Here is a 24,219-nt window from a genome sequence, read left to right on the forward strand (position 1 = left end):
TTCTGAATGTTTCATTGGTTAGAAAAACAACCGTTTCTTTTCGCCGTAGGTGTCTTTCTTGTCATCGCGTTCGCGGGTCTGATCGAAATCGTACCCGATTTCGCCCAGGCGTCCCGTCCGATAGCCGGCAAACAGCCCTATACCGTTCTGCAGTTGGCAGGACGCCATGTCTATATCAAAGACAGCTGTAATGCGTGCCATTCACAGCTTATCCGTCCGTTCAAGTCCGAAACAGACCGCTACGGTCCCTACAGTCTGAGCGGTGAGTATGCCTATGACCGCCCGTTCCTCTGGGGTTCCAAGCGAACCGGTCCCGATCTCCATCGTGTCGGCGAATACCGAACGACCGATTGGCACGAAAACCATATGTGGGAACCGACTTCGGTCGTTCCGGGATCGATCATGCCGGCTTACAAACATATGTTTAAACAGAATGCCGATCTGGAGACAGCATACGCCGAAGCGGTGACTGTCAAAAAAGTTTTCAACGTTCCCTACGACAAAGAGGGCTTTACCAAGCTCGGAAGCTGGGAAGAGGCGAAAAAGGCCGCACTCGAAGAGGCCAAAGCAATCGCTGCCGACATGAAGAACCAGGATGTCAAAGACGCGGTCGCCCGTGGCGAAATTCCTGAAATCGTCGCATTGATCGCCTATTTGAACAGTCTGCATTAAGGTTTGACGTGGAAAACATCAGAGAGTGGCAGGCATTCGGCTATTTCTTCTTTACGGTCTTTTTGACCGTGATTTTGTATGCCTATATCCTGCATCTCTACCGTGCCGAGAAAAAAGGCACACGAAATTACGAGAAGTACGGGAAACTGGCGCTGGATGACGAACTGGATTCCACGCCGATCGAACCGCATGAAGATAGAAAAGAAGAGACGAAAGAAAACAAGGAGCAGTCATGAACAGCAACATTTTGCAGGACAACATTAACCAGCTCGCCCTGCTTGCTGCGGTCATCATCGTCGCCTTGACAGTCTATGTCGCTGGTAAATATATCAAGCAGATGAAGACTGAAAAGTCAGAAGGTGTACTCGCGGAAGAGAACTGGGACGGCATCGGTGAATACAAAAACGAGTTGCCCTCGGGTTGGGCCTATACATTTCTTGGAACGATGATATGGGCACTCTGGTACTGGACGGCGGGATACCCTGTCAATGCCTACTCACAGATCGGTGAGTACAACGAAGAGGTGGCTGCCCATACGAAGCAGTTTGAGAGTAAATGGGCGAGTGCCGACAAAGATACGCTTCTTGCGATGGGCGAAGGGGTGTTTCTCGTCCAGTGCGCACCCTGTCACGGTATCGCCGGAGACGGCATGGGGGGCAAAGCGGCCGACCTGAGCGTATGGGGTTCGGCGGCAGGCGTTCTGGAAACGATCAAAAACGGATCGAAAGGCCTGGGCTACCCGATGGGCGAGATGCCGGCAGGACTCGTGAGCGGTGACGACGCCAAAGCGATTGCCGAATATGTAGCCAACGGCATGAAGGGCGAGCAGCCCGCAGCCTTCGCAACGTGTGCCGGATGCCACGGGCCGGATGGAAAAGGGCAGGGCGGCATGGCTCCCGACTTGACAAAATACGGATCGCCCGCATTTGTCGCGGATGTTCTTGAACGCGGCAAAAAAGGGTTTATCGGTACGATGGTCAGCTTCAAGGGCCGTCTGACACCGATTCAGGAAAAAGCTGTCGGAACCTATATCCTCAGCCTTTCACAGGGTGAATAAGGAGTAATTCATGGAAAAACAAGGAAGCGCTTTCGGAATTCACGGCATCACCGGTATGCTGATCGCAACGGTCCTGCTGCTCGCGATTCTCGCAGGGCTGACGACCGCAGCTATTGCCACCCAGCAGGCGACTGCTCAGCAGTCCTACGAGATCAAAGATTCTTTGACGATTCAACGCATCGGACCGAATCTCGCCAACGAATCGCATGTCGTGGTGCATGGTTCACCGGTTGGCGGCGACACGAAACACAAATATCAGTTCGAGCAGTAGGGTATAGAACGAAATGACGGCAGAGATGGCGACAGCACCGAAAAAGAACCGGGCCAAAGAGTACCTGAAGGGGTGGGTACCGTACCGGTACAAGCGGTACTGGCTGTTTGGTATCGTGACGGTGATATCGCTGGTGCTGCCGTTTATACGGATCAACGGCAACCACTTCTTCCTGCTCAATTTCGACCACAAGCAGCTGCATTTCCTGTTCGTGCGGTTCGATATGCAAGAGCTCTACCTGATGCCCTTTCTGCTGATGCTGCTCTTTCTGGGGATCTTCTTCATGACGACCCTGGGCGGAAGAGTGTGGTGCGGCTGGGCCTGCCCGCAGACAATCTTTCGGGTCATCTACAGAGACCTGTTCGAGACCAAACTGCTGCATTTAAGAAAGCGGATCACGAACAAACAGCAAGAGCCCGACTTCTCCAAGGCCGAGAACAAAGCCAAAGAGGGGATCGCCATCGCCCTGTGGACCGTGCTGGCCCTCATCGCCGCCGCCGACTTCCTGTGGTACTTCGTGCCGCCGGAGGATTTCTTCCAGTATATCCAAAATCCCGGTGAGCACCCCGTGCTCATCGGCTTCTGGCTCGGCGTGACCCTCTTCCTCGTCGTCGATGTGGTGTGGCTCAAAGAGAACTTCTGCATCTACATCTGCCCCTACAGCCGCGTGCAGTCGGTCATGTACGACGACGATACGGTCATGGCGATCTACGATGTCAGACGGGGCGGGCACATCTACGACCACGAAGGCCAGGACAGCAAAAAACTGATCCACAGCGTCAAAGAGCTCCACGAAAGAGAGCCCGAAGCCGAATGCACCGCCTGCGAAAGCTGCGTCAAAGTCTGCCCGACCCATATCGATATACGACAGGGAATGCAGTTGGAGTGCATCAACTGCCTCGAGTGCGTCGACGCCTGCACCAAAGTGATGGGGGCGCTGGGTAAAGAGAGCCTCGTGCGCTGGACCAGCCCCCGAGAGATCGAAAAGGGAGAGAAGACCCACTGGCTCAGGCCCCGTACCATCGCCTACGCCGTGGCCCTGACCATCGTTTTCGTGGCGCTGCTGGTCATGGGGACCAAAAAAGAGCATATGCTGCTCAACATCAACAAAACGGCCCAGCTCTACCGGTTCACCCACGACGGACGGATCGTCAACGATTACACCTTCCTGTTCCAAAACACCGACAGCAAGGATCACAGCTACTACTTCAAAGTGGTGGACAACGATAAAATACGGATCGTCAAGCCGCGCAAGCCCTTCAAACTGCTGGCCGGCAAAAAGGCCAAGAAGATCGTCCAGCTCGAAGCGGTCGAGCCGCTGGCCAAAGACACGCGCAAAGACACCCCGGTGCCGATCACGATCAAAGCTTTCGCGGTCGACGACCCCGAAAAGATCGTTGTCGAACGGCATACCGTCTTCGTCTATCCCCGGTGGGATATCGCTCAGAAAAAATTGAAAAAGTAAAAGGAGGATCGCATGATTCAGATTATGGATAAAGTACTTGGATGGGGCATGGTGATTCTGGCAGCCTATACATTGTGGGCTGTTGTGACTGCAAACCATGCATATGTCGGTTGATCATTGTATCCGATGATTGACCTTTTCAAAAGGGCTTCGCGCCCTTTTCTTCTTTTTTTGGCCCTTTTTTCCCCTTTAATTCTCTTTGCACAAACGTCATTCGTTCTTGCCAACGACGGGATCATGCCCCAAAAAGAGGTGGAAAAGATCGAGCAGATGGGCAGGGAACTTTATGACAAGACAAAAGTGCCTGTCTTTGTCGCGGCGGTTTCGGACCTTAACAGCAGCAAACCCTCGAAATTCATCGAGAGCGTAAAAAGAGACCATGGAACATACATCCTGCTCTATATCGCCATCAATCCCCCGGCTGTCAACATCTTCGCTTCCGAAGACGCGAAAAAGCTGATCGATATCGACCAGATACTCAGTCCGCTGCCGTGGCGCGGGACGATACGACCCGTGATGAGCCCCGCTTTCAGCAAAAGCGACAGTGTCAAGCAGGAGGTTGCCATCTTCAACGGCTATGCCGACATAGTCGATCAGGTTGCCGCAAGCAAAGGGGTAAAACTTACGACAAGCGTAGGAAGCGAGAGTAAAACGAGTTTTCAAATTGTACGTGCCATATTTTATGCCATACTCGCATTCGTAATTGCGCAATTTATCGTATCAAGGAAAAGAAGACGTGCAAAAGAGTAGTCAAAACCAGATCAATTATTGGCCCTACGCCATCGTCGGCATGATTCTGACGGTTGTAGTCCTTGGTATATGGACGATCAAGGTAGCCGTGAACAATCCGGTCCAGGAAGAGCGGACCTATATGATGAAGTATCAGGACGTGGATGCCAATATCAACGAAATACTGGCGAGGCAAAAGGCATTTGAGTCCAAATACCGCGTCGATCTTGGGATGAATCGTTTGCGGGTGGGAGAAAACCGTATCAAAGTCGCGGTTGCCGACAAAGCCGGAAATCCTCTCGTCGGAGCGAAAATTTTCGTCATCGTCACACGTCCCACCACATCGAAGGAGAATATCGAGCTCAAATCGTTCGCAGTCCGTGACGGGATATACGTCAGCGAGCCTTTCACCATCAAGCGTGGCGGACGCTGGAATATCGAGGTCAAAATAGAAATCGGCACAGATATCGGCTTTGAAACCTACAAAACATTCGTGAAAATCTGACGGAAAAGCTTCCGTTCCGCAACGATGCTGCCCTCAGGCAGCCTGCCCGCTCCGCTTAGACGCTTCAGGGCAGCGGCCCATAAACTTATAAAAGACTGAAATTAAGCATAAATTAATCTATAATAGCCTACAATCCCAACGTTCAAATCTTTTTAAAGGTCAAGCTGCCATGAAAATGACGAAGATGGTAAACAGCGCTCAGGTCGAGCGTGACTGGATCGTACTCGATGCAGAAGGAAAAACTTTCGGACGACTGGTGACGGAAATCGCAACCTATCTCCGCGGAAAACACAAACCCTATTTTACTCCGCATGTCGACTGCGGCGATCATGTTGTGGTGATCAATGCATCGAAAGTGAAATTCACGGGGGGCAACAAACTCGAGGATAAGCAGTATCACAGACACAGCGGATACTTCGGCAGTGTCAAAAGCGAAAAGCTCGGAGAACTTGTCGAGAAAAACCCTGAGAAACTTTTCAAACTTGCCACGCGCGGCATGCTTCCCAAAACGAAACTTGGCCGACAGATGCTGAAAAAACTTCGCGTCTATGCAGGCAGCGAGCATCCGCACACAGCACAAGTCAAAGCAAAGGAAAACTAAGATGGCAAACGTTTATGCAACCGGAAAACGAAAAACGTCCGTCGCGAAAGTATGGCTTAAACCAGGCACGGGCAAAATGACGATCAACGGCATGGGCCTTGACGAGTGGCTTGGCGGACATGAGGCGATCAAACGCAAAGTGATGCAGCCTCTTCTTCTGACGAAACAGGAAGCCTCCGTCGACATCGTGGCGCAGACGCTCGGCGGCGGATACTCCGCCCAGGCGGACGCCCTGAAACACGGAATTTCCAAAGCTCTTGTCGCCTTCGATGAGGAGTTTAGAAAAATTCTCAAACCCCACGGACTTCTGACACGCGACAGCCGTGTTGTCGAGCGTAAGAAATATGGTAAACACAAAGCACGCCGAAGTCCCCAATTCTCCAAACGTTAATATTTTTCCCGGGTTCTCCCGGGGGAGCACCATTATGAAAAAATTCTCCCTCCTGCTTCTTCTTTTCGGATCGTTTCTTTTCGCGGAAGTCCGTGATCTTGATATCGCCTCTTTCGAAAAATTGAGAAGCAACGGGATTTCGGTCATCGATATCCGCACACCGAAAGAGTGGAAAACAACCGGCCTGATAGAAGGAAGTCATCCCATCATGTTTTTCGATGCCAAAGGGAAATACGATCTTCAGGCGTTTTTGGAAAAACTGAGGGGCCTTGGCATCGACAAGCAGAAGCCTTTTATTCTTGTCTGCCGGTCAGCCAGCAGAACCCGGATGCTCGGCAACTACCTCTCCGACGAAATGGGGTATAGATATGTCTATCAACTTGCCGGTGGAATTTTGAACTGGAAACGGCACAATAAACCGCTCATACCCTTCATGCCCTGATGCGCCGCGCTCTCTTTTTTCTTCTGTCGCCTTTTTTGCTTTTTTCCTCGACCCTGCATCTTTCTCTTGGGGCCAATCCCAGCCGCATCAATCCGCTTCTGGCGACCGACAGTGCCAGCGGGGAGATCAGCGGCTGGATTTTCAACGGACTCGTCAAATTCGACAAAGAGGCGAAAATCGTGGGGGACCTGGCGGAGTCGTGGGAGTTTAAGACGCCGACGCGGCTCGTTTTCCATCTTCGGCATGGCGTGACATGGCACGACGGCAAGCCGTTTACGGCACACGATGTCGCATACACTTTCAAACTTACGCGTTCCGCCAAGCTCATCACCCCCTACACGAGCGATTTCCGCTTTGTCGAATCGGTGACGGCCCGTGACGACTATACGGTGGAAGTGGTCTACAAAGAGCCCTATTACAAGGCGCTTTCGATCTGGATGATGGGTATTCTGCCCAAACACCTGTGGGAGAAGGTGGAAGATCCGATGACGTCCGAACTCAACCGCCATCCTGTAGGAACCGGTCCCTACAGGCTCGAATCGCTGGAAAATTCCGGCGATGCCATACTGGTCGCCAATCGTGACTATTTCGAACACGCTCCCCGAATCGAATCGATCCATTACCATTTCATGCCCGATCCCACGACACAGTTTTTGATGCTCAAAGCGCGCAAACTCGATCTCGGATCCTTGACACCGTTGCAGATCAAGAAGCAGATCGACGCTTCTTTCAAAGAGTACTACCGCATCATCCGGCTGCCGGGCCGGGGGTACACCTATTTGGGTTTCAATCTGAAACTCGACAAGTTCAAAGATCCGAAAGTGCGCGAAGCGATCGACCTCGCCATCGACAAAGAAGAGTTGATCAAAATCCTCTTTTTCTCTTACGCAAAAGTGTGCCGCGGTCCCTTCATGCCGCATACGTTCGCCTATCCTGACCGTCTGCCGCCCACCTCATACGATCCCAAGCGGGCGAAGAGGCTTTTGAAGGATGCGGGCTACGATGACAAACACCCTCTTGAATTTACGATATCCACCAACGCCAACAATACTACCCGGCTCTATGCGGCGCAGATTATCCAGTATCAGCTTGGAAAGGTGGGTATCAAAGTGAAAATACGCGCAATGGAGTGGCAGGCTTTTTTGAATACCGTCGTTACGCCGCGACGTTTCGAAGTGATACTGCTTGGCTGGAGCCTGGGGCTCATTCCCGATGCTTACGCCCTGTGGCACTCCGATTCTGACAAACTTGGCGGATTCAACCTCGTCGGGTTCAAAAATGCGGAAGTGGATCGGCTTATCGAGGAGGCGGAACGGACAACCGATATGGAGAAAGTCGGCCGTCTCTATCGAAAAATGTTCGTTGAAATCGCCCAAGAGAGGCCCTATATCTTTCTTTATATTCCCGATTCCCTGACGGTGGTGAATCGGCAGATCACCCCCATCGTTCCTTCCATTATCGGGATCATGCACAACCAGATCGACTGGATCAAGCCGTGAAGTCTCCGGTGATTCTTTTCGACCTCGACGGTACGTTGATCGATTCCACGGAAGCGATACTGGAGAGTTTCGGCGAGGCGTTTGGGGCGCATGCTCTTCCTTGTCCGGAAGCGGCCGTGATCACGAAGATGATCGGTATGCCCCTTCGGGAGATGTTTTTACGTCTTGGTGTCGACAACGAAAGGGCGGACGCCTTCGTGGCGGCCTACAAAGCGCACTACCGAAAGATCAGCCGTGAAAAGACAGTGCTTTTGCCCGGAGCGAAGGAGGCGGTCGAAACGGCGGCCGAATTCGCCCGTTTGGGGATCGTGACGACGAAAACTGGACGCTACTCCATCGATCTGCTGGAGCATCTGGAGCTGATGCATTTTTTCGAAACTCTTGTCGGAAGCGAAGATGTCCGTCGGCACAAACCGCATCCGGAACCGGTTTTCAAAGCGCTCGAGAGAATGGGCGTTTCCACCAAATCCGTCTGGTTGATCGGAGATACACCGATGGATGTGGAGGCCGCCTTGGCGGCGGGTGTGAATCCTTTCGCCGTGACGTGCGGATACGGACAATGCGAGGCATTCGCAACGAGGTGTAGACATATCGCACCCGATGCCAAAACGGCCGTGGCGAACATCCGGTCAAAAAGCTTGCTTTAAGAGCCCCTTGACTACAATAAGCATACCTTAGTAGTTCAATCAAAGCGCTGATCGAAACTATCGCTTGAGATTTGCGTTTTAAAAAGGGAGAAACTCATGTTGGAAATTCGCTGGCACTCTCGTGCAGGGCAGGGTGCGGTAACAGGCGCCAAAGGACTTGGCGATGTTGTCGCCCGAACCGGAAAATATGTGCAGGCTTTCGCCTTTTACGGATCAGCAAAACGCGGGGCGGCGATGACGGCATACAACCGTATCGACGATGAATATATATTCAACCATCAAAAATTCATGCATCCGGACTATGTACTGGTCATCGACCCGGCGTTGACCTATACGGCCGATATCACCGCCAACGAAAAAGAGTCGACGAAATATATCATTACAACACACCTGAGCAAAGAGGAATTGATCGAAAGCCAGCCGAAGCTGAAAGGCCGAGACGTCCATGTGGTCGACTGCATGCAGATATCACTCGACACGATCGGCCGTGCAATTCCCAACACCCCGATGCTGGGTGCATTGATGAAGGTTTCCGGCATGTTCGATCTGGACTACTTTCAGAATGCGATGAAGAGTGTATTGTCCAAGTTTCCGCAAAAGATCATCGATGCCAACATGGCAGCGATCGAGCGTGCATACAATTCAGTGAAGTAAGGGAGAAACGATGAAATATCTTGGATGGGATGAACTGCTCCCGGGAGCGATTCTCTTCTCTTTTAAAGAGGATCTCGACAAAGACGCAAGCTATATTCTGCCGGAAGAGCGACCCTACGCGGAGACGAACTCGCATGAAGCGTATGTCGGCGACTGGCGGGTCATGAAACCGGTCTACAACAGAGACCTGTGTATCGACTGCCAGTTCTGCTGGGTCTATTGCCCCGATGTGTCGATCATCTCCCGCGACAAGAAGATGATCGGCGTCGACTACGACCATTGCAAAGGGTGCGGCATCTGCGTCGAAGTGTGCCCGACCAATCCGAAATCGCTCTTGATGTTCGAAGAGCGCATTCCCAACGAAGAAGCTCTGGCCAAATGGCCCGAGAAAGAATGACAGGAGAATTTGATGGCTGAAAAAATGGAATTGAACGAAGTAGAGGTCTGGGACGGCAATATGGCGGCGAGCCAGGCGCTGCGCCAGGCACAGATTGACGTGGTCGCGGCGTATCCGATTACACCGTCGACCCCGGTGGTGCAGAATTACGGATCGTTTCTGGCAAACGGCTATATCGACGGCGAATTTGTCATGGTTGAAAGCGAACATGCCGCGATGAGTGGATGTGTCGGCGCGGCGGCCGCCGGCGGACGTGTCGCTACGGCGACAAGTTCCCAGGGATTCGCGCTGATGGCGGAGGTTCTCTATCAGGCAAGCGGTATGCGGCTTCCGATCGTCCTGGTTGTCGTCAACCGTGCCCTTGCGGCCCCCCTGAACGTCAATGGCGACCACTCCGACATGTACATGGGGCGCGACAGCGGATGGATTCAGCTCGATGCTTTCAATGCGCAGGAAGCGTACGATTTGACACTGATGGCTTTCAAAATCGGAGAAGATCCTGAAATCCGACTGCCGGTCATGTCGCATCAGGACGGCTTTATCACATCGCATACCGCCGAGAACGTTCGTCCGCTCAGCGACGACGAAGCCTACGAGTTTATTGGCGAATACCCGATGGTCAACGCCATGCTCGACCTTGCCAAGCCGGTTACCTACGGTGTGCAAACGGAAGAGGACTGGCACTTCGAACACAAAGCGCGTCAGCATCACGACCTGATGACCAAAGTTTTCGGGAAGGTCGACGAGGTCTTTGATGCTTTCGAAAAGAAAACCGGGCGCAAGTACAACATTGTCGAAAAATATGACATGGATGACGCGGAAGTAGCCATTGTGGCACTGGGCACCACCGTGGATACAGCGAAATATGTCGCAGACAATCTTCGTAAAACGAAGGGCATCAAAGCGGGTGTGGTCGCTCCCCGCCTCTTCCGCCCCTGGCCGCATGAGCAGATGATGGAGGCGCTTTCGGGCGTCAAGGCGGTCGCGTGCCTCGACCGCAGCAGTCCCAATGGGGCCTTTGGCATGCTGTTTAACGAAGTGAGTGCCACGATGTACCAAAGCGACAATCATCCGGTCATCACCAACTATATCTACGGACTTGGCGGACGTGACTTTACCGTCGAGCATGCCGAAGAGATTTACAGCGAGTTGGTTGCCAACGCCGAGGCGGGCAAACCGACGACACCACTGCAGCAGTTCATCGGCCTTCGCGGTCCGAAACTGTCGTTTTATTGATTAGGAGTGCACGATGAGTGAAATCAAAAAAATAAAAAACCTCAAAGAGTTTTCTACCTCTGCGGACCGTTTCGAGGGTGCGAACCTGCTGTGCCCGGGATGTGCACACTCGATCATCGTCCGCGAAATTCTCAACGCGACCCACGATCCGTTGATTCTGGGTTCTGCGACCGGCTGTCTGGAAGTCTGTACAGCGGTCTACCCCTATACCTCGTGGGACAACAGCTGGATTCATATCGGTTTTGAAAACGCTTCGACGGCGGTTGCCGGTGCGGAGGCGATGTACAAGGCGCGCAAGCGCAAAGGGAAACTGCCCGCATCCTGCGAGGGCAAAACACCCAAATTCGTCGCATTCGGCGGTGACGGCGCGACTTATGATATCGGATTCCAGTGGATCTCTGGCTGTTTCGAACGCGGCCACGACATGATGTATGTCTGTTTGGACAACGAAGTGTACGCCAATACAGGCGGACAGAGAAGCTCTTCCACACCGATTGGCGCGAGCACTGTTACCACTCCCGCTGGCCGTGTCAGCTACGGCGAAAAGATGATGAAAAAAGATATTGTCGGTATCATGGCGGCCCATGGCGCCCCCTATGTGGCACAGGTGGCTCCGAACAAATGGAAAGATATGGTCAAAAAGATCCAAAAAGGTTTCCAGACCGAAGGTCCGGTCTTCATCAACGCGATGAGCGCGTGTACGACCGAGTGGAAATTCGCGCCGGACGATACGATCGCCATTTCCGACCTGGCGACCGATTCTCTGGTGTTCCCGCTTTATGAAATCGAAAACGGCACCAAACTCACCATTACCTACCGACCCAAAAACAAAGTACCGGTACGTGACTATCTGGGTGCTCAGGGACGTTTCAAACACCTCTTCAAGCCCCAGTACGAATATCTCATCGACGAATGGCAGAAGATGGTCGACGAGCGCTGGGAGTACCTCCAGCGCCGGGAAGAGGCGAGCGTCTAAGCAAAAGCCCTTTGGGCTTTTGCGGTGAAAAACTAAAAACTAAAATTTTTTCTTTCTATACAATACAATATCAATCATCAGATATACCATGCAATTATCACACGTCGGCAAATACCGAAATTTTAGTTTTTAGTTTTTAGTTCAAAAGGATTGCCATGCCGCTGCTTGAAAGCTTTACCGTCGACCATACCATCATGCCCGCACCCGCCGTGCGCAAGGCCAAAACCATGAAGACGCCCTGCGGCGATACGATTACTGTTTTCGATCTGCGGTTTTGCAAACCCAACAAAGAGATGATGGGAGAAAAAGGGATCCATACGCTCGAACACCTATTCGCCGGATTCATGCGCGAGCATCTCAACGGCGACGATGTGGAAGTGATCGACATTTCCCCGATGGGATGCAGAACGGGATTTTATATGAGCGTCATCGGGGCGCCGTCGGAAGAACGCGTTGCGAAGGCGTGGGAAGCTTCGATGAAAGATGTACTGAATGTCAAAAGCATGGAGGATATTCCGGAACTTAACATCTACCAGTGCGGCAGTTGCAAAATGCACTCGCTTGAGGAAGCCAAAGAGATCGCCGAAGGGGTGCTAAAAAGGGGCATCGGCATCATGCACAACGAAGATTTGAAGCTGGATCCCGAAAAACTCAAGGGCGCCAAATGTTGATTCTTCTTCCGCTCGACTCCAAAGATTCCGACACGGCGAAGCTGGTCTTGATGGAGGAAGCGAAGGCGTGGGGGCTTATCACTTTCGACGCCGGAGAGATCCAACAAATCGATTTTTACGAAAGCCGCGAAGAGATTGATGAGTTCATCGATTATGCCATCGTGGCACGCCAGGGTGAGCCGATTTGGCCTTTCATGGAGGAGAACATTTTTGTTCTGGTCGCAAGAGAGGGTGCCGATATCGATGAGGTGATCGAAGGATTCAAGTTCAAAGAACTGCATGAAGCGACGTTTTGACAGTGAAAAGTGAAAAACGTAAAGTGAAAAGTTTTGGAAAAACGTTCCGTTTCATTTGAAATGAAACATTTGACGCTTGTCGAAACGCAGGACGGCACATTCACCGCCCGTTCCGACCTGTTTGACGAATGTTACCATTCCACCCGGGACGGGGCACTCAAAGAGTCGCTGAAAAAGCATGTGGAACCGGCTTTTTCGCTGATCGGTTCAAACAGAGACCGGATTACCGTTTTGGATATCTGTTTCGGGCTGGGGTACAACACTTTAAGTACCCTGTACTATCTGAAAAAGAACGCACTTGCCAAAAAGCTTCGTATCGTATCGCCCGAATTCGACGAGGCGCTGGTGCGCTCTTTGTCCGACTTTCCTTATCCCGAAGCGCTGAAACCTTTCAAAGAAGCGATCGATTCGATTGCCAAAACCGGGAAATACGAAAATGGCGGGATTTCAATCGAAGTGATTTTCGGTGATGCACGGGAGTTTCTTCGGTCGACCGACGAAACCTTCGACATCGTCTACCAGGACGCCTTCAGCCCCAAAAAGAATCCGATGCTATGGACCAAAGAGTATTTTGCCGACCTGACGGCGCATCTGGCGGAGGATGGCATCGTCACCACCTATTCGTCGGCGACACCGGTTCGGATGGGTATGGCCGAAAACGGTCTGCATCTTTATCTTCCGCCCTCTCGGGAAGTCAGAAGCGGTACCATCGCCTCGCTGCGTGACGATCTGCCTCTTGTGCCGATCGATATGAGGCCTAAAAAAGAGCGTAATCCTCTGGCCGCTCCACTTTGCGATAAAGATATAGTCGCATCAACATTAAATAATGCTTAAGTTATGGTATACTTCTTAAAAATAATTTAAGAGGTATGCAGATGAATGGTGAACTTCTTTTAAAAATCGCCCGACAATCGATCGCCTCCGCGTTCGGCCTGGCCCCGGAGGTGGACAAAGAAGCGCTGGTCGCCCGATATCCCGAGCTTGCCAGAGAGCAGGCCACTTTCGTGACGTTGACCATCAATGGAGGGTTGCGGGGCTGCATCGGCTCCATTGTCCCCCATCGGCGGCTCATCGACGACCTGGTGGCCAATGCCCGTGCTGCCGCCTTCGAAGATCCCCGCTTTTCGCCTCTGAAGGCAGAAGAGTTTGAGAATGTGGATATCGAAGTTTCGCTGCTGAGTGTACCCCAGCCGCTGGAGTACACCGATATCGAAGATTTGCGACAAAAAATCCGTCCCGAAGTAGATGGCGTCATTTTGCAGTTGGATGGAAGGCAGGCGACTTTTTTACCTCAGGTGTGGGAAGATCTTAACGATTTCGATCTGTTCTTCGCGCATCTTTGCCTCAAAGCGGGCCTGCCGCAAAACTGCCTGGCCTATCATCCGACCATCTTTACCTACCAGGTGGAGAAGTTCAAAGAGTGCGACAGCGCAGGATGCCGGTAGTCATTTGTCGTTGGTCATTTTTCATTGAGAGCAGTGCAAATTGATCAAAACACTTGACACATGGATACTGAATCGGTTTCGCTGAAACTGCTTACCGCTCACTTTTTATTTCGACATCTGCACCGACGCTTCGGCCCTCATCAGCCAGACAAAGACTTCCGCCACCGCCTGGAATAGCCGAGGGTCGATTTCGGTTCCGAGATTCTGTTTCAACAGAGCGTCGGCCAGCACTTCGTTTTGAAAAAGAGGGACGTCGAAGGTTTTGGCCTTTTCGATGATTTTGAGCGCGATCTCCCCTCGCCCAGCCGCAAGGAGTTTGGGGGCGTTGTCTTTCTCCATCGTATATTTGAGCGCGGCGGCCTTGGGGGTCAGCACAGCGGCGCCTTTGTATGGATCGCAAGCCACCGGGTGCCACAGGAGGTTTCCAGGACCTTGTGGGGTGTTTTGGCAGGTATGTGCAAAAAATCGCCCGATTTCAACGTGATATGCCTGCCGTCGATCCAGAGGGTCGCTTCTCCCTCAAGAAGCAGGACCGCTTCGTCATTTGGCTGATGATAGAGAATGGGTTCAGGCTGGTCACTGCTGACGATGAGCTCTATCGTGACATCGTCGTTTTTCAGGAGTGTTTCGTAACTCTCTCCGGTAGCCGGTACCGCTTTGTCAAACAGGTTTTTTACCATTTCAAAACTCCTCGATGGGGATATAGATAGGCCCGGAGGGTGTCAGGCGGCTTTCGATGAGATAGATCGGTGCCTCCACGAGACCCAGCGGTTCGCTCATCCATGGACGCTCCAGATGTTCGTATCCGTTGGAATGGAATTTTTTGATTCGGGCGAGAGTGATATGCGCTTTGAACTTTTCATCGGGCTCCTCTTGCAGCAGTTCGGCTATCTTCCGATGCAGTATCCCGGTTGTGACCGAAGAGGTTTTGAGATAGAAAACCTTCGGATGGGGCCTGCCGAACGTGCCGAACCCCTGGATGGAGAGGGGCAGCCGGGGCAGCCTCTTCAACGGCTGCAGCCGGTCGATGATTGGGGCCGCGGAGGGCTGCTCTCCGAGAAAGAACCAGGTGAAGTGAAGATTTTTTTTCTCGACCCATTTGCCCTCGAAAAAGGGGTGCATGTCCCGTCGGATCTCCTCGTAAAACTCGATATTCGCATAACTACCCAGAAACAGCCGCATGGTTTTTCCTTGGTCGTTGGTCGTTGGAACGGGGCTTTCGCCCCTCTTTGTCGTTTGGGATGCGTTGATAATGATTTGCGTTCACTGCTCTCAATAGAGTGCCTCAAAACGTTCTATCCTCTCCCATCCGCTCTTTTTCGCCGCTTCCCGCTTCTCGAGGATGTTGGCGACATACCGGGCGAAGAGATCAGTTTCTATGTTGACACGGGTGCCGATACGGTAGGTGCCAAAAAGCGTCTCTTTGAGGGTATGGGGAATGATGGTGAGCCGGAATCCCTCCTCGCTCACCCCGTTGACGGTAAGGCTGACCCCATCGACAGTGACCGATCCTTTCGGAATGATATATTGCAGATACTCCCGGGGAATGCGGATGAAAAAATCGGTCCCGTTGGTGCGTTTGTGGATGGCTGTGACAGTGCCGATCGTATCGATATGCCCCTGTACGATATGCCCTTCGAAACGCTCACCCATCTGCATGGCCGGTTCGATATGGACTTTGCCTTTGAGGTTTTCCATCGCGATCACCTCCCGCGTCTCGTCGGCTAGCTCGACGACAAAACGTCCCTCCCTCACCTCGATGACCGTCAGACAGGCACCGTTGACAGCGATCGAATCGCCGATTTTCGGCCGGTATTTGGCCTTTAGGGTCAGACGATTGTTCTGGTAGGAGACGACTTCCGCCATCTCCCGGATAAGTCCCGTAAACATCTTACTCCTCTAATCGATGTATTGTTTGAACTGCTCCAGCAGTTCCTGCTTGTGCACCGTCTTGGGAATGATGGCCGCCACGTTGAAACGTTTGGCCCGCACAAGAAGTTCCCGATTGATCCGTTTGGCGAAAAAGGCCGTCTCGATGTCGGGAACGATCTTTCTGGCATATCCGAAGACCGCTTCCGGGTCGATGGCGTGCATATCGGGATTGATGATGAGCACGTTGGGCTGCAGGTTTTTCAGCTCCGGCAGCACCTTTTCGGGGCGGGTACCCAGTGTCACTTTGATATCCCGGTCGATTTCTCCGAAGATGGTGCGCACAAGCGTCAGAAACTCCGTATCGTCGTCGATACAGACAATTCTTTTTTTCGTCTGCTTCTCCAGATAGTGCAACAGCTCCATCAACTCCTGGTTCTGCTGGTTCAGTTTCGAAGCGTCGAGTGTTTTGAGATAGTATTTCAGGTAGGTGATGGCGCTGAATTCGTCGGTGATGCCAGCCTTGGTGAAAAAGTTCTGGATCGGTTTTGAGCGGTTCGCCTTTTTCCACATCATCGCATCGAATTTGTAGGCCAGCACATCCTGGATTTTTCGAAGCAGCGCATCGTGCGTCTCGACGAATTCGCCGAAAAGCTCTTTGAATCGGTCGTAGTGCATCTTGTAGAAGTTGTCGAGCATTTCGCTATAGAGCCGGTTCTCTTCGGTCAGTTTCGCCACTTCGTGAATCGCGTCTACCATCGCCCGCTTGAGAATCTTTATTTCGTTGTAAAGGTAGATGTACTCTTCGCTCTGGGGAGCGAGATGTTTGAGCCGTTCGCTCTTCTCTTTGATCTCGACTTCCCGGCTTTTGGCACTTTCGTTGAGTTTGCCGATCTGGGTTCTGTTGAGTTCGAGTTTGGCACGGAGCTCCTTGTAACGGATCTGTTTGCTCAAAAAGACCTGTTCGTAGGCGTTCTGGACAAAGTCGGTTTTTTTCCTGAATTCCCGGTAGATGCCATAGGCTTCCTGAAGCTGCTGCTTGATTTCGGTAAGCTCGTAGTTCTCGAAACTGTGGTCGATTTCGATGAGGTTGTTGTAGGCGGTGGTGAGAAAACGGTTCATCCGAATGAAATCAAGACGCCGGTTCTCCCGAATCAGCTCCTGGTTGTCGGCAACTCTTTTTAGGATGTCGGAAAAATGCATCTGGATGGAGGCATCGACATCCATGCTCGATTCGAGTGCGTAGGGGTTCTTGGCCTTCGCCTCTTTTTCTTTCTCTTCGCTTCCGACCGCGTTTTTGAAAACCGCTTTTTTCCGCTGCGGTTTTTCACTCTTTGCGGTCCTCCCGGGCGCGGAGTTTTTTATGGAGGGAGCTCCTGTCGGCAAGACATTGCAGGCGTTGATGCCCTCCGGTTCGAAGGAGACGATGGCGCCAACTTCCGGCATGGCATCATAATCGTTCCACTCGTCGACCGAAAAGTTGTACTTTTTATGATCGGGGGTAATGATTTTCCCCAATCCCGTCTGATCGGAATAGACGACGATTTTTCCCTGCACACGCACCCTTTCTTTTAGATTGACAATATCATAACTTTTTTAATCTCAAAAAGATATAATCCGCGATTATATGGTATATATATCGGCAGAAAATCTTTTTACCAGGAATGAAAACGGATGAAATACGATGTTATCGTCGTGGGCGGCGGGCATGCGGGCATCGAGGCGTCACTCGCCCCCGCGCGAATGGGAATGAAAACACTTATGATCACGATTTTAGCCGAGCAGATCGGCGCGGCAAGCTGCAATCCCGCCATCGGGGGGCTGGCGAAGGGGCATCTGGTCAAGGAACTCGACGCGTTGGGTGGAGAGATGGGCCTTTTGACCGACAAGGCCGGAATCCAGTATCGCATACTCAACGAAACGAAAGGGCCGGCGGTTCGGGGAAGCCGGGCACAGATCGATATGGACCGCTACCGCATCGAAGCCCGAACGGTCTGCCTGGGTACCCAAAACCTCGATATCCTGCAGGGTATGGTCGAGGAGCTGGTTGTGGAGAATGGCGAAGTGGCGGGTGTCAAAACGGAGCTGGGCGAGGTTTTTCATGCCAAAAAGGTGATCCTGACGACAGGAACCTTTCTCAACGGTGTCATCCATATCGGGGAGACGACCCGTGAAGCGGGCAGAGCCGGCGAATTCGCTTCTACCGCACTGGCGGACAACCTGAAGGCGCTGGGATTTCGTGTAGGAAGGCTCAAAACCGGCACATGCGCACGCATCGACGGCACGAGTATCGATTTTTCGAAGATGGAACCGCAGCCGGGGGACGAGCCGCCGAAGCCTTTCAGCTTCCGGACCGACCGAGCCGCGTTCAACCCGAAGCAGCTTCCCTGTTTCATTGCCTACACCAACGAGCAGACCCACCGCATCATCGAGGAGAATTTTCACAGGGCGCCTCTCTTTTCGGGCCAGATCGAGGGAGTGGGACCCCGCTACTGCCCCAGCATCGAGGACAAGATCAACCGTTTCCGCGACAAGGAGCGGCACCATATTTTCGTCGAGCCGCAGACGCTGGAGGCGACCGAGTATTACATCAACGGCATGAGCACGTCGCTTCCTACCGATGTGCAGCTGGCAATGATCCGCTCGGTCAAAGGGATGGAAAACGCCAAAATCGTACGCTACGGCTACGCCATCGAGTACGATTATGTCGATCCCACCGAACTGAAACATACGCTGGAGACGAAAAAGATCGGGGGGCTTTATCTGGCGGGGCAGATCAACGGCACCACAGGTTACGAAGAGGCGGCTGCCCAGGGATTGATGGCCGGCATCAATGCCGCGTTGGCGGTCCAAGGGAAAGAGCCTTTCATCCTGGGACGTGACGAAGCCTACATCGGTGTGTTGATCGACGATTTGGTGACGAAGGGGACCAAAGAGCCCTACCGCATGTTCACCAGCCGGGCGGAGTACCGGTTGATGCTTCGGGAGGACAATGCCGATCTGCGACTGATGAAATATGGCCACGCTTTCGGGTTGATCGACGAGTCTACCTATGCGAAGATGCTGCGAAAGAAGGAGATGATCGAGGAGGGAATCGGGCTGATGGAGAAGCGTTTCCTCACACCCAGCAGGGAGGGGTTGAGGATTCTCGAGGAGATCGGTGTGGAGAAGATCACCGACAAGACGCCCCTCAAACTGATCGTCGGCCGCGCCGATTTCACGATGGAGAAACTGGGAAAGCTGATTCCCGAAACGGCCGAATGGCCCGACGAGGTCAAAGAGCAGTTGATGATTCATGCCAAATACGACAAATATATCCAGAAGCAAAGGGATCAGATCGAAAAGATGCACGAGATGCTGGAGGTGAAAATTCCGGAAGATATGGATTTTTCGCGTATTTCGGGTCTGAGCAACGAGATCAAAGAGAAGCTGGCACAGTTTCGGCCGCCCACGCTCTTTGCGGCCAGCCAGATCAGCGGCGTCACGCCGGCCGCGATCGAAATCCTCTATGTCTATATCAAGATGATGCAACGGCGGTGACGGTCTTGGCCCATGAGAGGGGCCAATCTATGGGATCGTGCACTTTTTTGACATGTCTGGAATTTTCGAAGGATAAAAAACAATGAAGCTCTATTATTACATCAATACCGGCCACCGTGTCGGCCTCGACAGGCTGCGCCGCAGCGCCCCCGTAATCAGCGCACTCCGGCAGATCGGTGTCGATGTGACGATGCTGACCAACGATTTCCGTGCGGGAGAGTATGCCAAGGAGCATTTGGGCATAGAGAAATATGTGAGTGTCGATGTGGTGCGCAACATCGCCAACATCGCCACACCCGAGGATACACTGGTCTTCGATTCGCAGGAGGAGAACCGTGCGATGTGGGATGCGATGGCCGCCTATTTCCGGGGTTTCGTGCGTGTCAGTGATGATCCGGAGGATTTCATCTCGGCCGGCGAGGGATTGATTTCAAGCATGAAAAGCGGTGAGGGCATTCTTACGGTGGATATCGTCAATCCCCGCTATTTCGAATCGGGCGAATACGATGGCGGCACATGGTATTTTTGGGGAGATGACGATTATGAGCGGCGCCTTCTTGCTCTCGCGGATGCCTTCTGCGGTCTCGACGTCTCTTTGCTGGAGGGGTACTACTTTTTCTTACAGTATGGCGATGAGCTTGGGAACAAGTTCAAACGCGTCGAAGATTCGGAAAGATACGATGAAATCCTGATGCGGGCGGAATGTTTCCTCTCCTCCTCTCCCCAGAGCGTACTCGAGGCCATGGCCGCCGGGGCCCGTCCCGTTTATATCCAAAAACCCGGTATTGCCTTGGCATGGAAACGGAAAATGCAATCTGTGGGTGTACCCGTCGTCGAAGACTTCTCGGCAGAGGCGATAGCGCAAGCCATGGCCGAAACATTCGTTATCAATCGGAAAGTGCTACGAAAAGATGCAGCCCTCGAAGCCGCCCACTATATTAAAGATAAGCTCAGCTAATTTTTATTGAGAATTAACCTTTTGGCTCCTATAATATGTTGATTTAAAATCTCTATAAAAGGATCAGCTATGGCAAATAACGGCCGACGCGACTTTATGGGTAAAGTCTTTGGCGGTTGGGCTGCCCTGGGCGGAATCGCCGCGCTCTATGCGGCGAAAAAAACCTGGGATCCCCTTCCGAGCGTTAAAGCGGCAGGCTTTACGAAAGTGGATCTTTCCGCTGCGGAACCCAATGTCCTCAACATCGAAAAATGGCGAGGCAAGCCCGTTTTCATTCTCAAAAAAACTCCGGAAATGGTTGCCAAGCAGACCGAAGAGGAGACGGCACGCGATGTCATTGTCGGGAAGGACCATTTCCTCGTCTGTATTGGCCTTTGTACACACCTTGGTTGTATTCCCGCCTACCGACCCGACAGACACGATTTCAAATGTGCGTGTCACGGGGGTGAATTCGATGCCAGCGGTATCAACACAGCGCCGCCTCCTCCGAGTCCGATGGTAATTCCTCCTTTCAAAATCGATGGAACGACCATTGTTCTGGGAGAAGAAGGCCCTGAGTACAAAAAGATGAAAGAAGCCGGCGTTATCGCCTAAAGGAGCAGGTAAATGGCACATTTTGAAAAAGCACACAGTCTGGAAGAGTGGCTCGACCAGCGCCTTGCGATCAAGACGCTGCGCCGGGTTCTGGCAGAAGAGTACTGGATTCCGAAAAACATCAATTTCCTCTGGGCGATGGGCATGGTTCTCGCCGTTACATTCGGAATATTGGTAATTTCCGGAATTTTCCTGTTGATGTATTATCAGCCGAATGTCAACACGGCGTTTGATAGCGTCAACTATACGATCATGAAAGAGGTGGAGTTCGGATGGCTTTGGCGCCATATGCACGCGGTGGCGGCATCGGTCGTCTTTTTGATTATCTACATCCACATGTTCACAGGCATCTATTACGGATCCTACAAAAAGGGGCGTGAACTGATTTGGCTTTCGGGTATGTTGCTGTTTGTCACCTTCTCCGCCGAGGCCTTCAGCGGTTACATGCTTCCGTGGGGCCAGATGAGCTACTGGGCCGGTATGGTTATCACCAACCTCTTCAGCCTCGGATCTTTGGAACTCAACGGCCTGGTCGAGTGGATTCGCGGTGACTACGTTCCGGGACAGGCTTTCCTCGATCGATTCTTCATGCTGCATGTTTTCCTGCTTCCGCTGGTCATCATGGCGCTGATCGGCCTGCACTTCGGTACGCTGCGCATTCCGCACGTCAACAATCAGGATGGCGAAGAGGTCGATTTTGACGAAGAGGCCAAAAAGTACCTGGCAGGCAAGACCAAAGAGGCGAAAGTGATCCGCTTCCAGCCCGACTTCCTCTCCAAAGATATGTTTGTCGTGTCGATCTTCCTGATCTTCTATTTCTATCTGGTTTTCTGGCACTTCGATTTTGCGATGGATCCGATCAACTTCGATCCGGCCGACGGTCTGAAGACCCCGCCGCACATCTATCCTGAGTGGTACTTCCTCTGGAGTTACGAAATCCTCCGGCCGTTCCCGAAAGACCCGGGTCTTGTCGCCTTCGGATTCGCGCAGGTGATCTTCTTCCTGCTGCCTTTCCTGGACAAGAGTCCGAACGTGGCGCCCGCCAATCGTCGTGGGCCCTTCAAGTATTGGTTCTGGATTCTGCTGGTCGATATGATCGTCCTGACAATGATGGGTAAATTGCCGCCGCAGGGCATTTACAGTACGATTGGTCTGGTTGCGGCTTGGGTATTCATCATTTTGTGGATTGTGCTGCCAATCGTAACCAAAAAAGAAAAAGCAGTGTGAGGAGGCTGAAATGAAAGAATTGAAAATTTTAGCGGTAGTCGTATTCTTTACACTGCTGACCTACTGGGGTATCGAACCGTATGCGCACTCCGTCATGCACAAGCATGTCGAGAGTGAAGGATTTGCCTACAACGATCTTAAACCGTTAACGAAAAAAGGTGATGCGGCCAAAGGTGCCGAAACCTTCATGAATGCCGGCTGTATCGGCTGCCACGGTGTCAAAGCCGCGGGAATGCCGGCCCCGATGGATCCGAACGCCGCGGTAGCCAGTTTCGGTGTCAATCCGCCCGATCTGAGCAATGCCGGCGTCATCTTTGATGAAAAGTTCCTTGCCGATCTGATCGCCAGCCCCGAGCACGCACTGATGGTCGAGCATAAATTTTCAAAAGCCGGCCGAACCTTCCCGATGTCTGCATTCTTCGGACTGGGAGGAGACAAGGAGCAGGAGATTGCCGATATTGTCGCCTATCTGAAATCGATCGCGAAAAAGCCCGAAGAGATTACACCGAAAGAGACATTCGAAACGGCGTGCGGCCGATGTCATGCGATGCATTACGACAAGTGGACTCAAATCGGCGAGCGTCCCAAATTTAAGCATAAGATCGACGAAATCAAGTTCGAAGAGAAAGTGGTCGATTATCAGGATAAACTGACCAAATACCTGGGTAAACTTCCGCCGGATCTTTCGATGTATATCCGAAGCCGCGGTGAGCACTTCCTCAGCACCTTCATGGAAAATCCGCAAAACCTTCTTCCTGGTACGGCGATGCCGCGTGTCGGTGTAAGCAAAGAGAGTGCGGAAAAAGTTATCGAGTACATGGCGGATGTCGGAGACGCGAAACGTCACGAGCGTGACAGTGTCGGCGTCAAAACGATGATCTATCTGCTGATCTTCGCTGTTTTGGCATATCTGTGGAAACAGAGCATCTGGAGAGAACTCCACTAATCACTTCTTCAGGGCACCTTTTGGGGCCCTGAAATCTTCATCGACCCGTTTATTTATCTTCTTTTTTCCTTTTTGATGTAAAATAAGAGCAAAAATCTCCGATTGGAAACAGAATGCTCATAGACGGACATGGACGAACGGTCAATTATCTACGTATTTCGGTCACGGAGCGGTGCAATTTCCGCTGCCAGTACTGCATGCCAGAAAAACCCTTTTCCTGGGTGCCACGGGAGAATCTGCTCAGTTTCGAGGAGCTTTTCAGTTTCGTCCGTGTTGCGATCGATGAAGGGATCGAAAAAATCCGGATCACCGGAGGCGAACCGCTGCTTCGGGAGGACCTCGACCGCTTCGTCTCGATGATTCACGACTACAAACCCGATATCGATCTGGCCCTGACGACCAACGGCTATCTGCTGGCCGATGTGGCCGAGAGGCTCAAGGACGCGGGCCTTAGACGAATCAACGTCTCCATCGATTCGCTCAAACCCCATGTGGCTTACCGGATCGCCCAGAAAGATGTGCTGCAGAAGGTGCTAAGAGGGGTCGAAAAATCGCTCGAGGCCGGATTGAAAGTGAAGGTCAACATGGTGCCTCTTAAAGGGATCAACGAAGATGAAATCGTTGACGTGATGGAGTACGCAAAAGCCCGGGGCATGACGATCCGCTATATCGAGTATATGGAAAATGTCCATGCCAAAGCCGGTCTCAAGGGTCTCAGCGGCAAAGAGATACTCTCGAAAGTAAAAGAGAGATACACGATTCACAAAGTGGGTCGCGAAGGGAGCAGTCCGGCCTTCAACTACCTGACCGATGACGGCTACAAATTCGGTATCATCGACCCCCACAAACACGATTTCTGCGAAAGCTGCAATCGGATACGCCTGACGGCAGAGGGGTTTTTGATACCCTGCCTCTATTTCGACGAGGCGATGAGTATACGTGATGCCGTGAAAGCGGGAAATATTGATGAAGCCAACGAAATATTGAGGGAAGTGCTTCGGAACAAACCGGAGAAAAACCGATGGGACGAGGAAGAGGGCGAGGAGTCTTCCCGCGCCTTTTATGAAACGGGGGGGTGATTTTTCGTGAAACGGAAAACAGGTCGTCGGTCGGGGGTCATTTGGCATGGGA

At 52.2% G+C, this 24,219-nt stretch carries 31 protein-coding genes; 26 read left to right on the forward strand and 5 right to left on the reverse strand.

What is annotated here, in order from left to right:
- The first annotated feature begins 6 nt into the window (after positions 1-6).
- From ccoO to amrA, 20 genes are all read left to right on the forward strand, one after another.
- A complete protein-coding gene (gene ccoO / locus JMG82_RS08740; RefSeq protein ID WP_201352369.1) occupies positions 7-672 on the forward strand; it encodes a cytochrome-c oxidase, cbb3-type subunit II in 666 nt (221 codons plus the stop codon).
- Positions 673-680: 8 nt separating this feature from the next.
- Complete coding sequence (locus tag JMG82_RS08745; RefSeq protein ID WP_201352370.1) at positions 681-908, forward strand: cytochrome c oxidase, cbb3-type, CcoQ subunit; 228 nt, start codon at positions 681-683, stop codon at positions 906-908.
- A complete protein-coding gene (locus JMG82_RS08750) occupies positions 905-1,729 on the forward strand; it encodes a cbb3-type cytochrome c oxidase N-terminal domain-containing protein (protein WP_201352371.1) in 825 nt (274 codons plus the stop codon). The genes JMG82_RS08745 and JMG82_RS08750 overlap by 4 nt, the downstream gene beginning before the upstream one ends.
- A 10-nt stretch (positions 1,730-1,739) precedes the next feature.
- Complete coding sequence (locus JMG82_RS08755) at positions 1,740-2,000, forward strand: DUF4006 family protein (RefSeq protein ID WP_201352372.1); 261 nt, start codon at positions 1,740-1,742, stop codon at positions 1,998-2,000.
- Positions 2,001-2,013: 13 nt separating this feature from the next.
- On the forward strand, positions 2,014-3,465 hold the full coding sequence (gene ccoG / locus JMG82_RS08760; protein WP_236579124.1) for a cytochrome c oxidase accessory protein CcoG: 1,452 nt from the start codon (positions 2,014-2,016) through the stop codon (positions 3,463-3,465).
- Positions 3,466-3,702: 237 nt separating this feature from the next.
- Positions 3,703-4,215 carry a TPM domain-containing protein gene (locus JMG82_RS08765; protein ID WP_201352373.1) on the forward strand — a complete coding sequence of 171 codons (513 nt, stop codon included), beginning with the start codon at positions 3,703-3,705 and terminating at the stop codon, positions 4,213-4,215.
- Positions 4,202-4,699, forward strand: a complete 498-nt coding sequence (locus JMG82_RS08770; RefSeq protein WP_201352374.1) for a FixH family protein — start codon at positions 4,202-4,204, stop codon at positions 4,697-4,699. Before JMG82_RS08765 ends, JMG82_RS08770 begins: the two co-directional genes overlap by 14 nt.
- Before the next feature lie 175 nt (positions 4,700-4,874).
- Complete coding sequence (gene rplM, locus JMG82_RS08775) at positions 4,875-5,300, forward strand: 50S ribosomal protein L13 (RefSeq protein ID WP_201354334.1); 426 nt, start codon at positions 4,875-4,877, stop codon at positions 5,298-5,300.
- Position 5,301: 1 nt separating this feature from the next.
- Positions 5,302-5,691 (forward strand): 30S ribosomal protein S9, encoded by a 390-nt coding sequence (rpsI, locus tag JMG82_RS08780; protein ID WP_201352375.1) that lies wholly within the window; start codon positions 5,302-5,304, stop codon positions 5,689-5,691.
- Positions 5,692-5,725: 34 nt separating this feature from the next.
- Positions 5,726-6,133 (forward strand): rhodanese-like domain-containing protein, encoded by a 408-nt coding sequence (locus JMG82_RS08785; protein ID WP_201352376.1) that lies wholly within the window; start codon positions 5,726-5,728, stop codon positions 6,131-6,133.
- Entirely contained in the window at positions 6,133-7,632 is a 1,500-nt protein-coding gene (locus JMG82_RS08790; protein ID WP_201352377.1) for a peptide-binding protein, read from the forward strand. The genes JMG82_RS08785 and JMG82_RS08790 overlap by 1 nt, the downstream gene beginning before the upstream one ends.
- Positions 7,629-8,279: an HAD family hydrolase gene (locus JMG82_RS08795; RefSeq protein ID WP_201352378.1), complete on the forward strand. Its 651-nt coding sequence runs from the start codon at positions 7,629-7,631 to the stop codon at positions 8,277-8,279. The genes JMG82_RS08790 and JMG82_RS08795 overlap by 4 nt, the downstream gene beginning before the upstream one ends.
- Before the next feature lie 96 nt (positions 8,280-8,375).
- The gene (locus tag JMG82_RS08800) at positions 8,376-8,933 is read left to right on the forward strand and encodes a pyruvate flavodoxin oxidoreductase subunit gamma (protein ID WP_201352379.1); all 558 of its coding nucleotides are present in this window, start codon (positions 8,376-8,378) and stop codon (positions 8,931-8,933) included.
- Positions 8,934-8,943: 10 nt separating this feature from the next.
- Positions 8,944-9,330: a 4Fe-4S dicluster-binding protein gene (locus JMG82_RS08805; RefSeq protein ID WP_201352380.1), complete on the forward strand. Its 387-nt coding sequence runs from the start codon at positions 8,944-8,946 to the stop codon at positions 9,328-9,330.
- Positions 9,331-9,342: 12 nt separating this feature from the next.
- Positions 9,343-10,566: a 2-oxoacid:ferredoxin oxidoreductase subunit alpha gene (locus JMG82_RS08810; RefSeq protein WP_201352381.1), complete on the forward strand. Its 1,224-nt coding sequence runs from the start codon at positions 9,343-9,345 to the stop codon at positions 10,564-10,566.
- Between the two features lie 13 nt (positions 10,567-10,579).
- The gene (locus JMG82_RS08815; protein ID WP_201352382.1) at positions 10,580-11,542 is read left to right on the forward strand and encodes a thiamine pyrophosphate-dependent enzyme; all 963 of its coding nucleotides are present in this window, start codon (positions 10,580-10,582) and stop codon (positions 11,540-11,542) included.
- A 155-nt stretch (positions 11,543-11,697) separates the two neighbouring features.
- Positions 11,698-12,213, forward strand: coding sequence for an S-ribosylhomocysteine lyase (gene luxS / locus JMG82_RS08820; protein WP_201352383.1), 516 nt, complete (start codon positions 11,698-11,700; stop codon positions 12,211-12,213).
- Positions 12,207-12,509: a hypothetical protein gene (locus JMG82_RS08825; protein WP_201352384.1), complete on the forward strand. Its 303-nt coding sequence runs from the start codon at positions 12,207-12,209 to the stop codon at positions 12,507-12,509. Before luxS ends, JMG82_RS08825 begins: the two co-directional genes overlap by 7 nt.
- 60 nt (positions 12,510-12,569) lie before the next feature.
- Positions 12,570-13,343, forward strand: coding sequence for a tRNA (5-methylaminomethyl-2-thiouridine)(34)-methyltransferase MnmD (locus JMG82_RS08830; protein WP_201352385.1), 774 nt, complete (start codon positions 12,570-12,572; stop codon positions 13,341-13,343).
- A 41-nt stretch (positions 13,344-13,384) separates the two neighbouring features.
- Positions 13,385-13,954 carry an AmmeMemoRadiSam system protein A gene (amrA, locus tag JMG82_RS08835; RefSeq protein ID WP_201352386.1) on the forward strand — a complete coding sequence of 190 codons (570 nt, stop codon included), beginning with the start codon at positions 13,385-13,387 and terminating at the stop codon, positions 13,952-13,954.
- Positions 13,955-14,059: 105 nt separating this feature from the next.
- On the opposite strand, the gene JMG82_RS08840 is transcribed toward amrA, so the two are convergent.
- The 5 genes from JMG82_RS08840 to JMG82_RS08860 all read right to left on the reverse strand — a co-directional run bounded on the left by JMG82_RS08840 (position 14,060) and on the right by JMG82_RS08860 (position 17,380).
- Positions 14,060-14,329 (reverse strand): EscU/YscU/HrcU family type III secretion system export apparatus switch protein, encoded by a 270-nt coding sequence (locus JMG82_RS08840; protein WP_201352387.1) that lies wholly within the window; start codon positions 14,327-14,329, stop codon positions 14,060-14,062.
- The gene (locus JMG82_RS08845) at positions 14,323-14,634 is read right to left on the reverse strand and encodes a cupin domain-containing protein (RefSeq protein ID WP_201352388.1); all 312 of its coding nucleotides are present in this window, start codon (positions 14,632-14,634) and stop codon (positions 14,323-14,325) included. Before JMG82_RS08845 ends, JMG82_RS08840 begins: the two co-directional genes overlap by 7 nt.
- A gap of 1 nt (position 14,635) precedes the next feature.
- Positions 14,636-15,136: an RNA 2',3'-cyclic phosphodiesterase gene (thpR, locus tag JMG82_RS08850; protein ID WP_201352389.1), complete on the reverse strand. Its 501-nt coding sequence runs from the start codon at positions 15,134-15,136 to the stop codon at positions 14,636-14,638.
- Between the two features lie 90 nt (positions 15,137-15,226).
- Positions 15,227-15,844, reverse strand: a complete 618-nt coding sequence (gene ribE / locus JMG82_RS08855; protein WP_201352390.1) for a riboflavin synthase — start codon at positions 15,842-15,844, stop codon at positions 15,227-15,229.
- Positions 15,845-15,853: 9 nt separating this feature from the next.
- Positions 15,854-17,380 carry a DNA-binding transcriptional response regulator gene (locus tag JMG82_RS08860; RefSeq protein WP_201352391.1) on the reverse strand — a complete coding sequence of 509 codons (1,527 nt, stop codon included), beginning with the start codon at positions 17,378-17,380 and terminating at the stop codon, positions 15,854-15,856.
- Between the two features lie 117 nt (positions 17,381-17,497).
- On the opposite strand from JMG82_RS08860, the gene mnmG reads away from it, so the two are divergent.
- From mnmG to moaA, 6 genes are all read left to right on the forward strand, one after another.
- Positions 17,498-19,363, forward strand: a complete 1,866-nt coding sequence (gene mnmG / locus JMG82_RS08865) for a tRNA uridine-5-carboxymethylaminomethyl(34) synthesis enzyme MnmG (RefSeq protein WP_201352392.1) — start codon at positions 17,498-17,500, stop codon at positions 19,361-19,363.
- A gap of 82 nt (positions 19,364-19,445) precedes the next feature.
- On the forward strand, positions 19,446-20,321 hold the full coding sequence (locus JMG82_RS08870) for a hypothetical protein (protein WP_201352393.1): 876 nt from the start codon (positions 19,446-19,448) through the stop codon (positions 20,319-20,321).
- Positions 20,322-20,390: 69 nt separating this feature from the next.
- Positions 20,391-20,915, forward strand: a complete 525-nt coding sequence (petA, locus tag JMG82_RS08875) for a ubiquinol-cytochrome c reductase iron-sulfur subunit (protein ID WP_201352394.1) — start codon at positions 20,391-20,393, stop codon at positions 20,913-20,915.
- Positions 20,916-20,927: 12 nt separating this feature from the next.
- Positions 20,928-22,142, forward strand: a complete 1,215-nt coding sequence (locus JMG82_RS08880; RefSeq protein WP_201352395.1) for a cytochrome b — start codon at positions 20,928-20,930, stop codon at positions 22,140-22,142.
- Positions 22,143-22,152: 10 nt separating this feature from the next.
- Positions 22,153-23,088 (forward strand): c-type cytochrome, encoded by a 936-nt coding sequence (locus JMG82_RS08885; RefSeq protein ID WP_201352396.1) that lies wholly within the window; start codon positions 22,153-22,155, stop codon positions 23,086-23,088.
- Positions 23,089-23,201: 113 nt separating this feature from the next.
- Positions 23,202-24,167 (forward strand): GTP 3',8-cyclase MoaA, encoded by a 966-nt coding sequence (gene moaA, locus JMG82_RS08890; RefSeq protein ID WP_201352397.1) that lies wholly within the window; start codon positions 23,202-23,204, stop codon positions 24,165-24,167.
- The last annotated feature ends 52 nt before the right edge of the window (positions 24,168-24,219 follow it).

The organism is Hydrogenimonas urashimensis (assembly GCF_016593255.1).
In the GTDB taxonomy this organism is placed as follows: domain Bacteria; phylum Campylobacterota; class Campylobacteria; order Campylobacterales; family Hydrogenimonadaceae; genus Hydrogenimonas; species Hydrogenimonas urashimensis.

Bases quoted from the DNA above. Each gene is read 5' to 3' on its own strand.
- ccoO (WP_201352369.1), top strand. From the start codon at position 7: ATGTTTCATTGGTTAGAAAAACAACCGTTTCTTTTCGCCGTAGGTGTC.
- JMG82_RS08750 (WP_201352371.1), top strand. From the start codon at position 905: ATGAACAGCAACATTTTGCAGGACAACATTAACCAGCTCGCCCTGCTT.
- JMG82_RS08755 (WP_201352372.1), top strand. From the start codon at position 1,740: ATGGAAAAACAAGGAAGCGCTTTCGGAATTCACGGCATCACCGGTATG.
- ccoG (WP_236579124.1), top strand. From the start codon at position 2,014: ATGACGGCAGAGATGGCGACAGCACCGAAAAAGAACCGGGCCAAAGAG.
- JMG82_RS08765 (WP_201352373.1), top strand. From the start codon at position 3,703: ATGCCCCAAAAAGAGGTGGAAAAGATCGAGCAGATGGGCAGGGAACTT.
- rplM (WP_201354334.1), top strand. From the start codon at position 4,875: ATGACGAAGATGGTAAACAGCGCTCAGGTCGAGCGTGACTGGATCGTA.
- rpsI (WP_201352375.1), top strand. From the start codon at position 5,302: ATGGCAAACGTTTATGCAACCGGAAAACGAAAAACGTCCGTCGCGAAA.
- JMG82_RS08785 (WP_201352376.1), top strand. From the start codon at position 5,726: ATGAAAAAATTCTCCCTCCTGCTTCTTCTTTTCGGATCGTTTCTTTTC.
- JMG82_RS08790 (WP_201352377.1), top strand. From the start codon at position 6,133: ATGCGCCGCGCTCTCTTTTTTCTTCTGTCGCCTTTTTTGCTTTTTTCC.
- JMG82_RS08800 (WP_201352379.1), top strand. From the start codon at position 8,376: ATGTTGGAAATTCGCTGGCACTCTCGTGCAGGGCAGGGTGCGGTAACA.
- JMG82_RS08805 (WP_201352380.1), top strand. From the start codon at position 8,944: ATGAAATATCTTGGATGGGATGAACTGCTCCCGGGAGCGATTCTCTTC.
- JMG82_RS08810 (WP_201352381.1), top strand. From the start codon at position 9,343: ATGGCTGAAAAAATGGAATTGAACGAAGTAGAGGTCTGGGACGGCAAT.
- JMG82_RS08815 (WP_201352382.1), top strand. From the start codon at position 10,580: ATGAGTGAAATCAAAAAAATAAAAAACCTCAAAGAGTTTTCTACCTCT.
- luxS (WP_201352383.1), top strand. From the start codon at position 11,698: ATGCCGCTGCTTGAAAGCTTTACCGTCGACCATACCATCATGCCCGCA.
- JMG82_RS08825 (WP_201352384.1), top strand. From the start codon at position 12,207: ATGTTGATTCTTCTTCCGCTCGACTCCAAAGATTCCGACACGGCGAAG.
- JMG82_RS08830 (WP_201352385.1), top strand. From the start codon at position 12,570: ATGAAACATTTGACGCTTGTCGAAACGCAGGACGGCACATTCACCGCC.
- amrA (WP_201352386.1), top strand. From the start codon at position 13,385: ATGAATGGTGAACTTCTTTTAAAAATCGCCCGACAATCGATCGCCTCC.
- JMG82_RS08845 (WP_201352388.1), bottom strand. From the start codon at position 14,634: ATGGTAAAAAACCTGTTTGACAAAGCGGTACCGGCTACCGGAGAGAGT.
- thpR (WP_201352389.1), bottom strand. From the start codon at position 15,136: ATGCGGCTGTTTCTGGGTAGTTATGCGAATATCGAGTTTTACGAGGAG.
- ribE (WP_201352390.1), bottom strand. From the start codon at position 15,844: ATGTTTACGGGACTTATCCGGGAGATGGCGGAAGTCGTCTCCTACCAG.
- mnmG (WP_201352392.1), top strand. From the start codon at position 17,498: ATGAAATACGATGTTATCGTCGTGGGCGGCGGGCATGCGGGCATCGAG.
- JMG82_RS08870 (WP_201352393.1), top strand. From the start codon at position 19,446: ATGAAGCTCTATTATTACATCAATACCGGCCACCGTGTCGGCCTCGAC.
- petA (WP_201352394.1), top strand. From the start codon at position 20,391: ATGGCAAATAACGGCCGACGCGACTTTATGGGTAAAGTCTTTGGCGGT.
- JMG82_RS08880 (WP_201352395.1), top strand. From the start codon at position 20,928: ATGGCACATTTTGAAAAAGCACACAGTCTGGAAGAGTGGCTCGACCAG.
- JMG82_RS08885 (WP_201352396.1), top strand. From the start codon at position 22,153: ATGAAAGAATTGAAAATTTTAGCGGTAGTCGTATTCTTTACACTGCTG.
- moaA (WP_201352397.1), top strand. From the start codon at position 23,202: ATGCTCATAGACGGACATGGACGAACGGTCAATTATCTACGTATTTCG.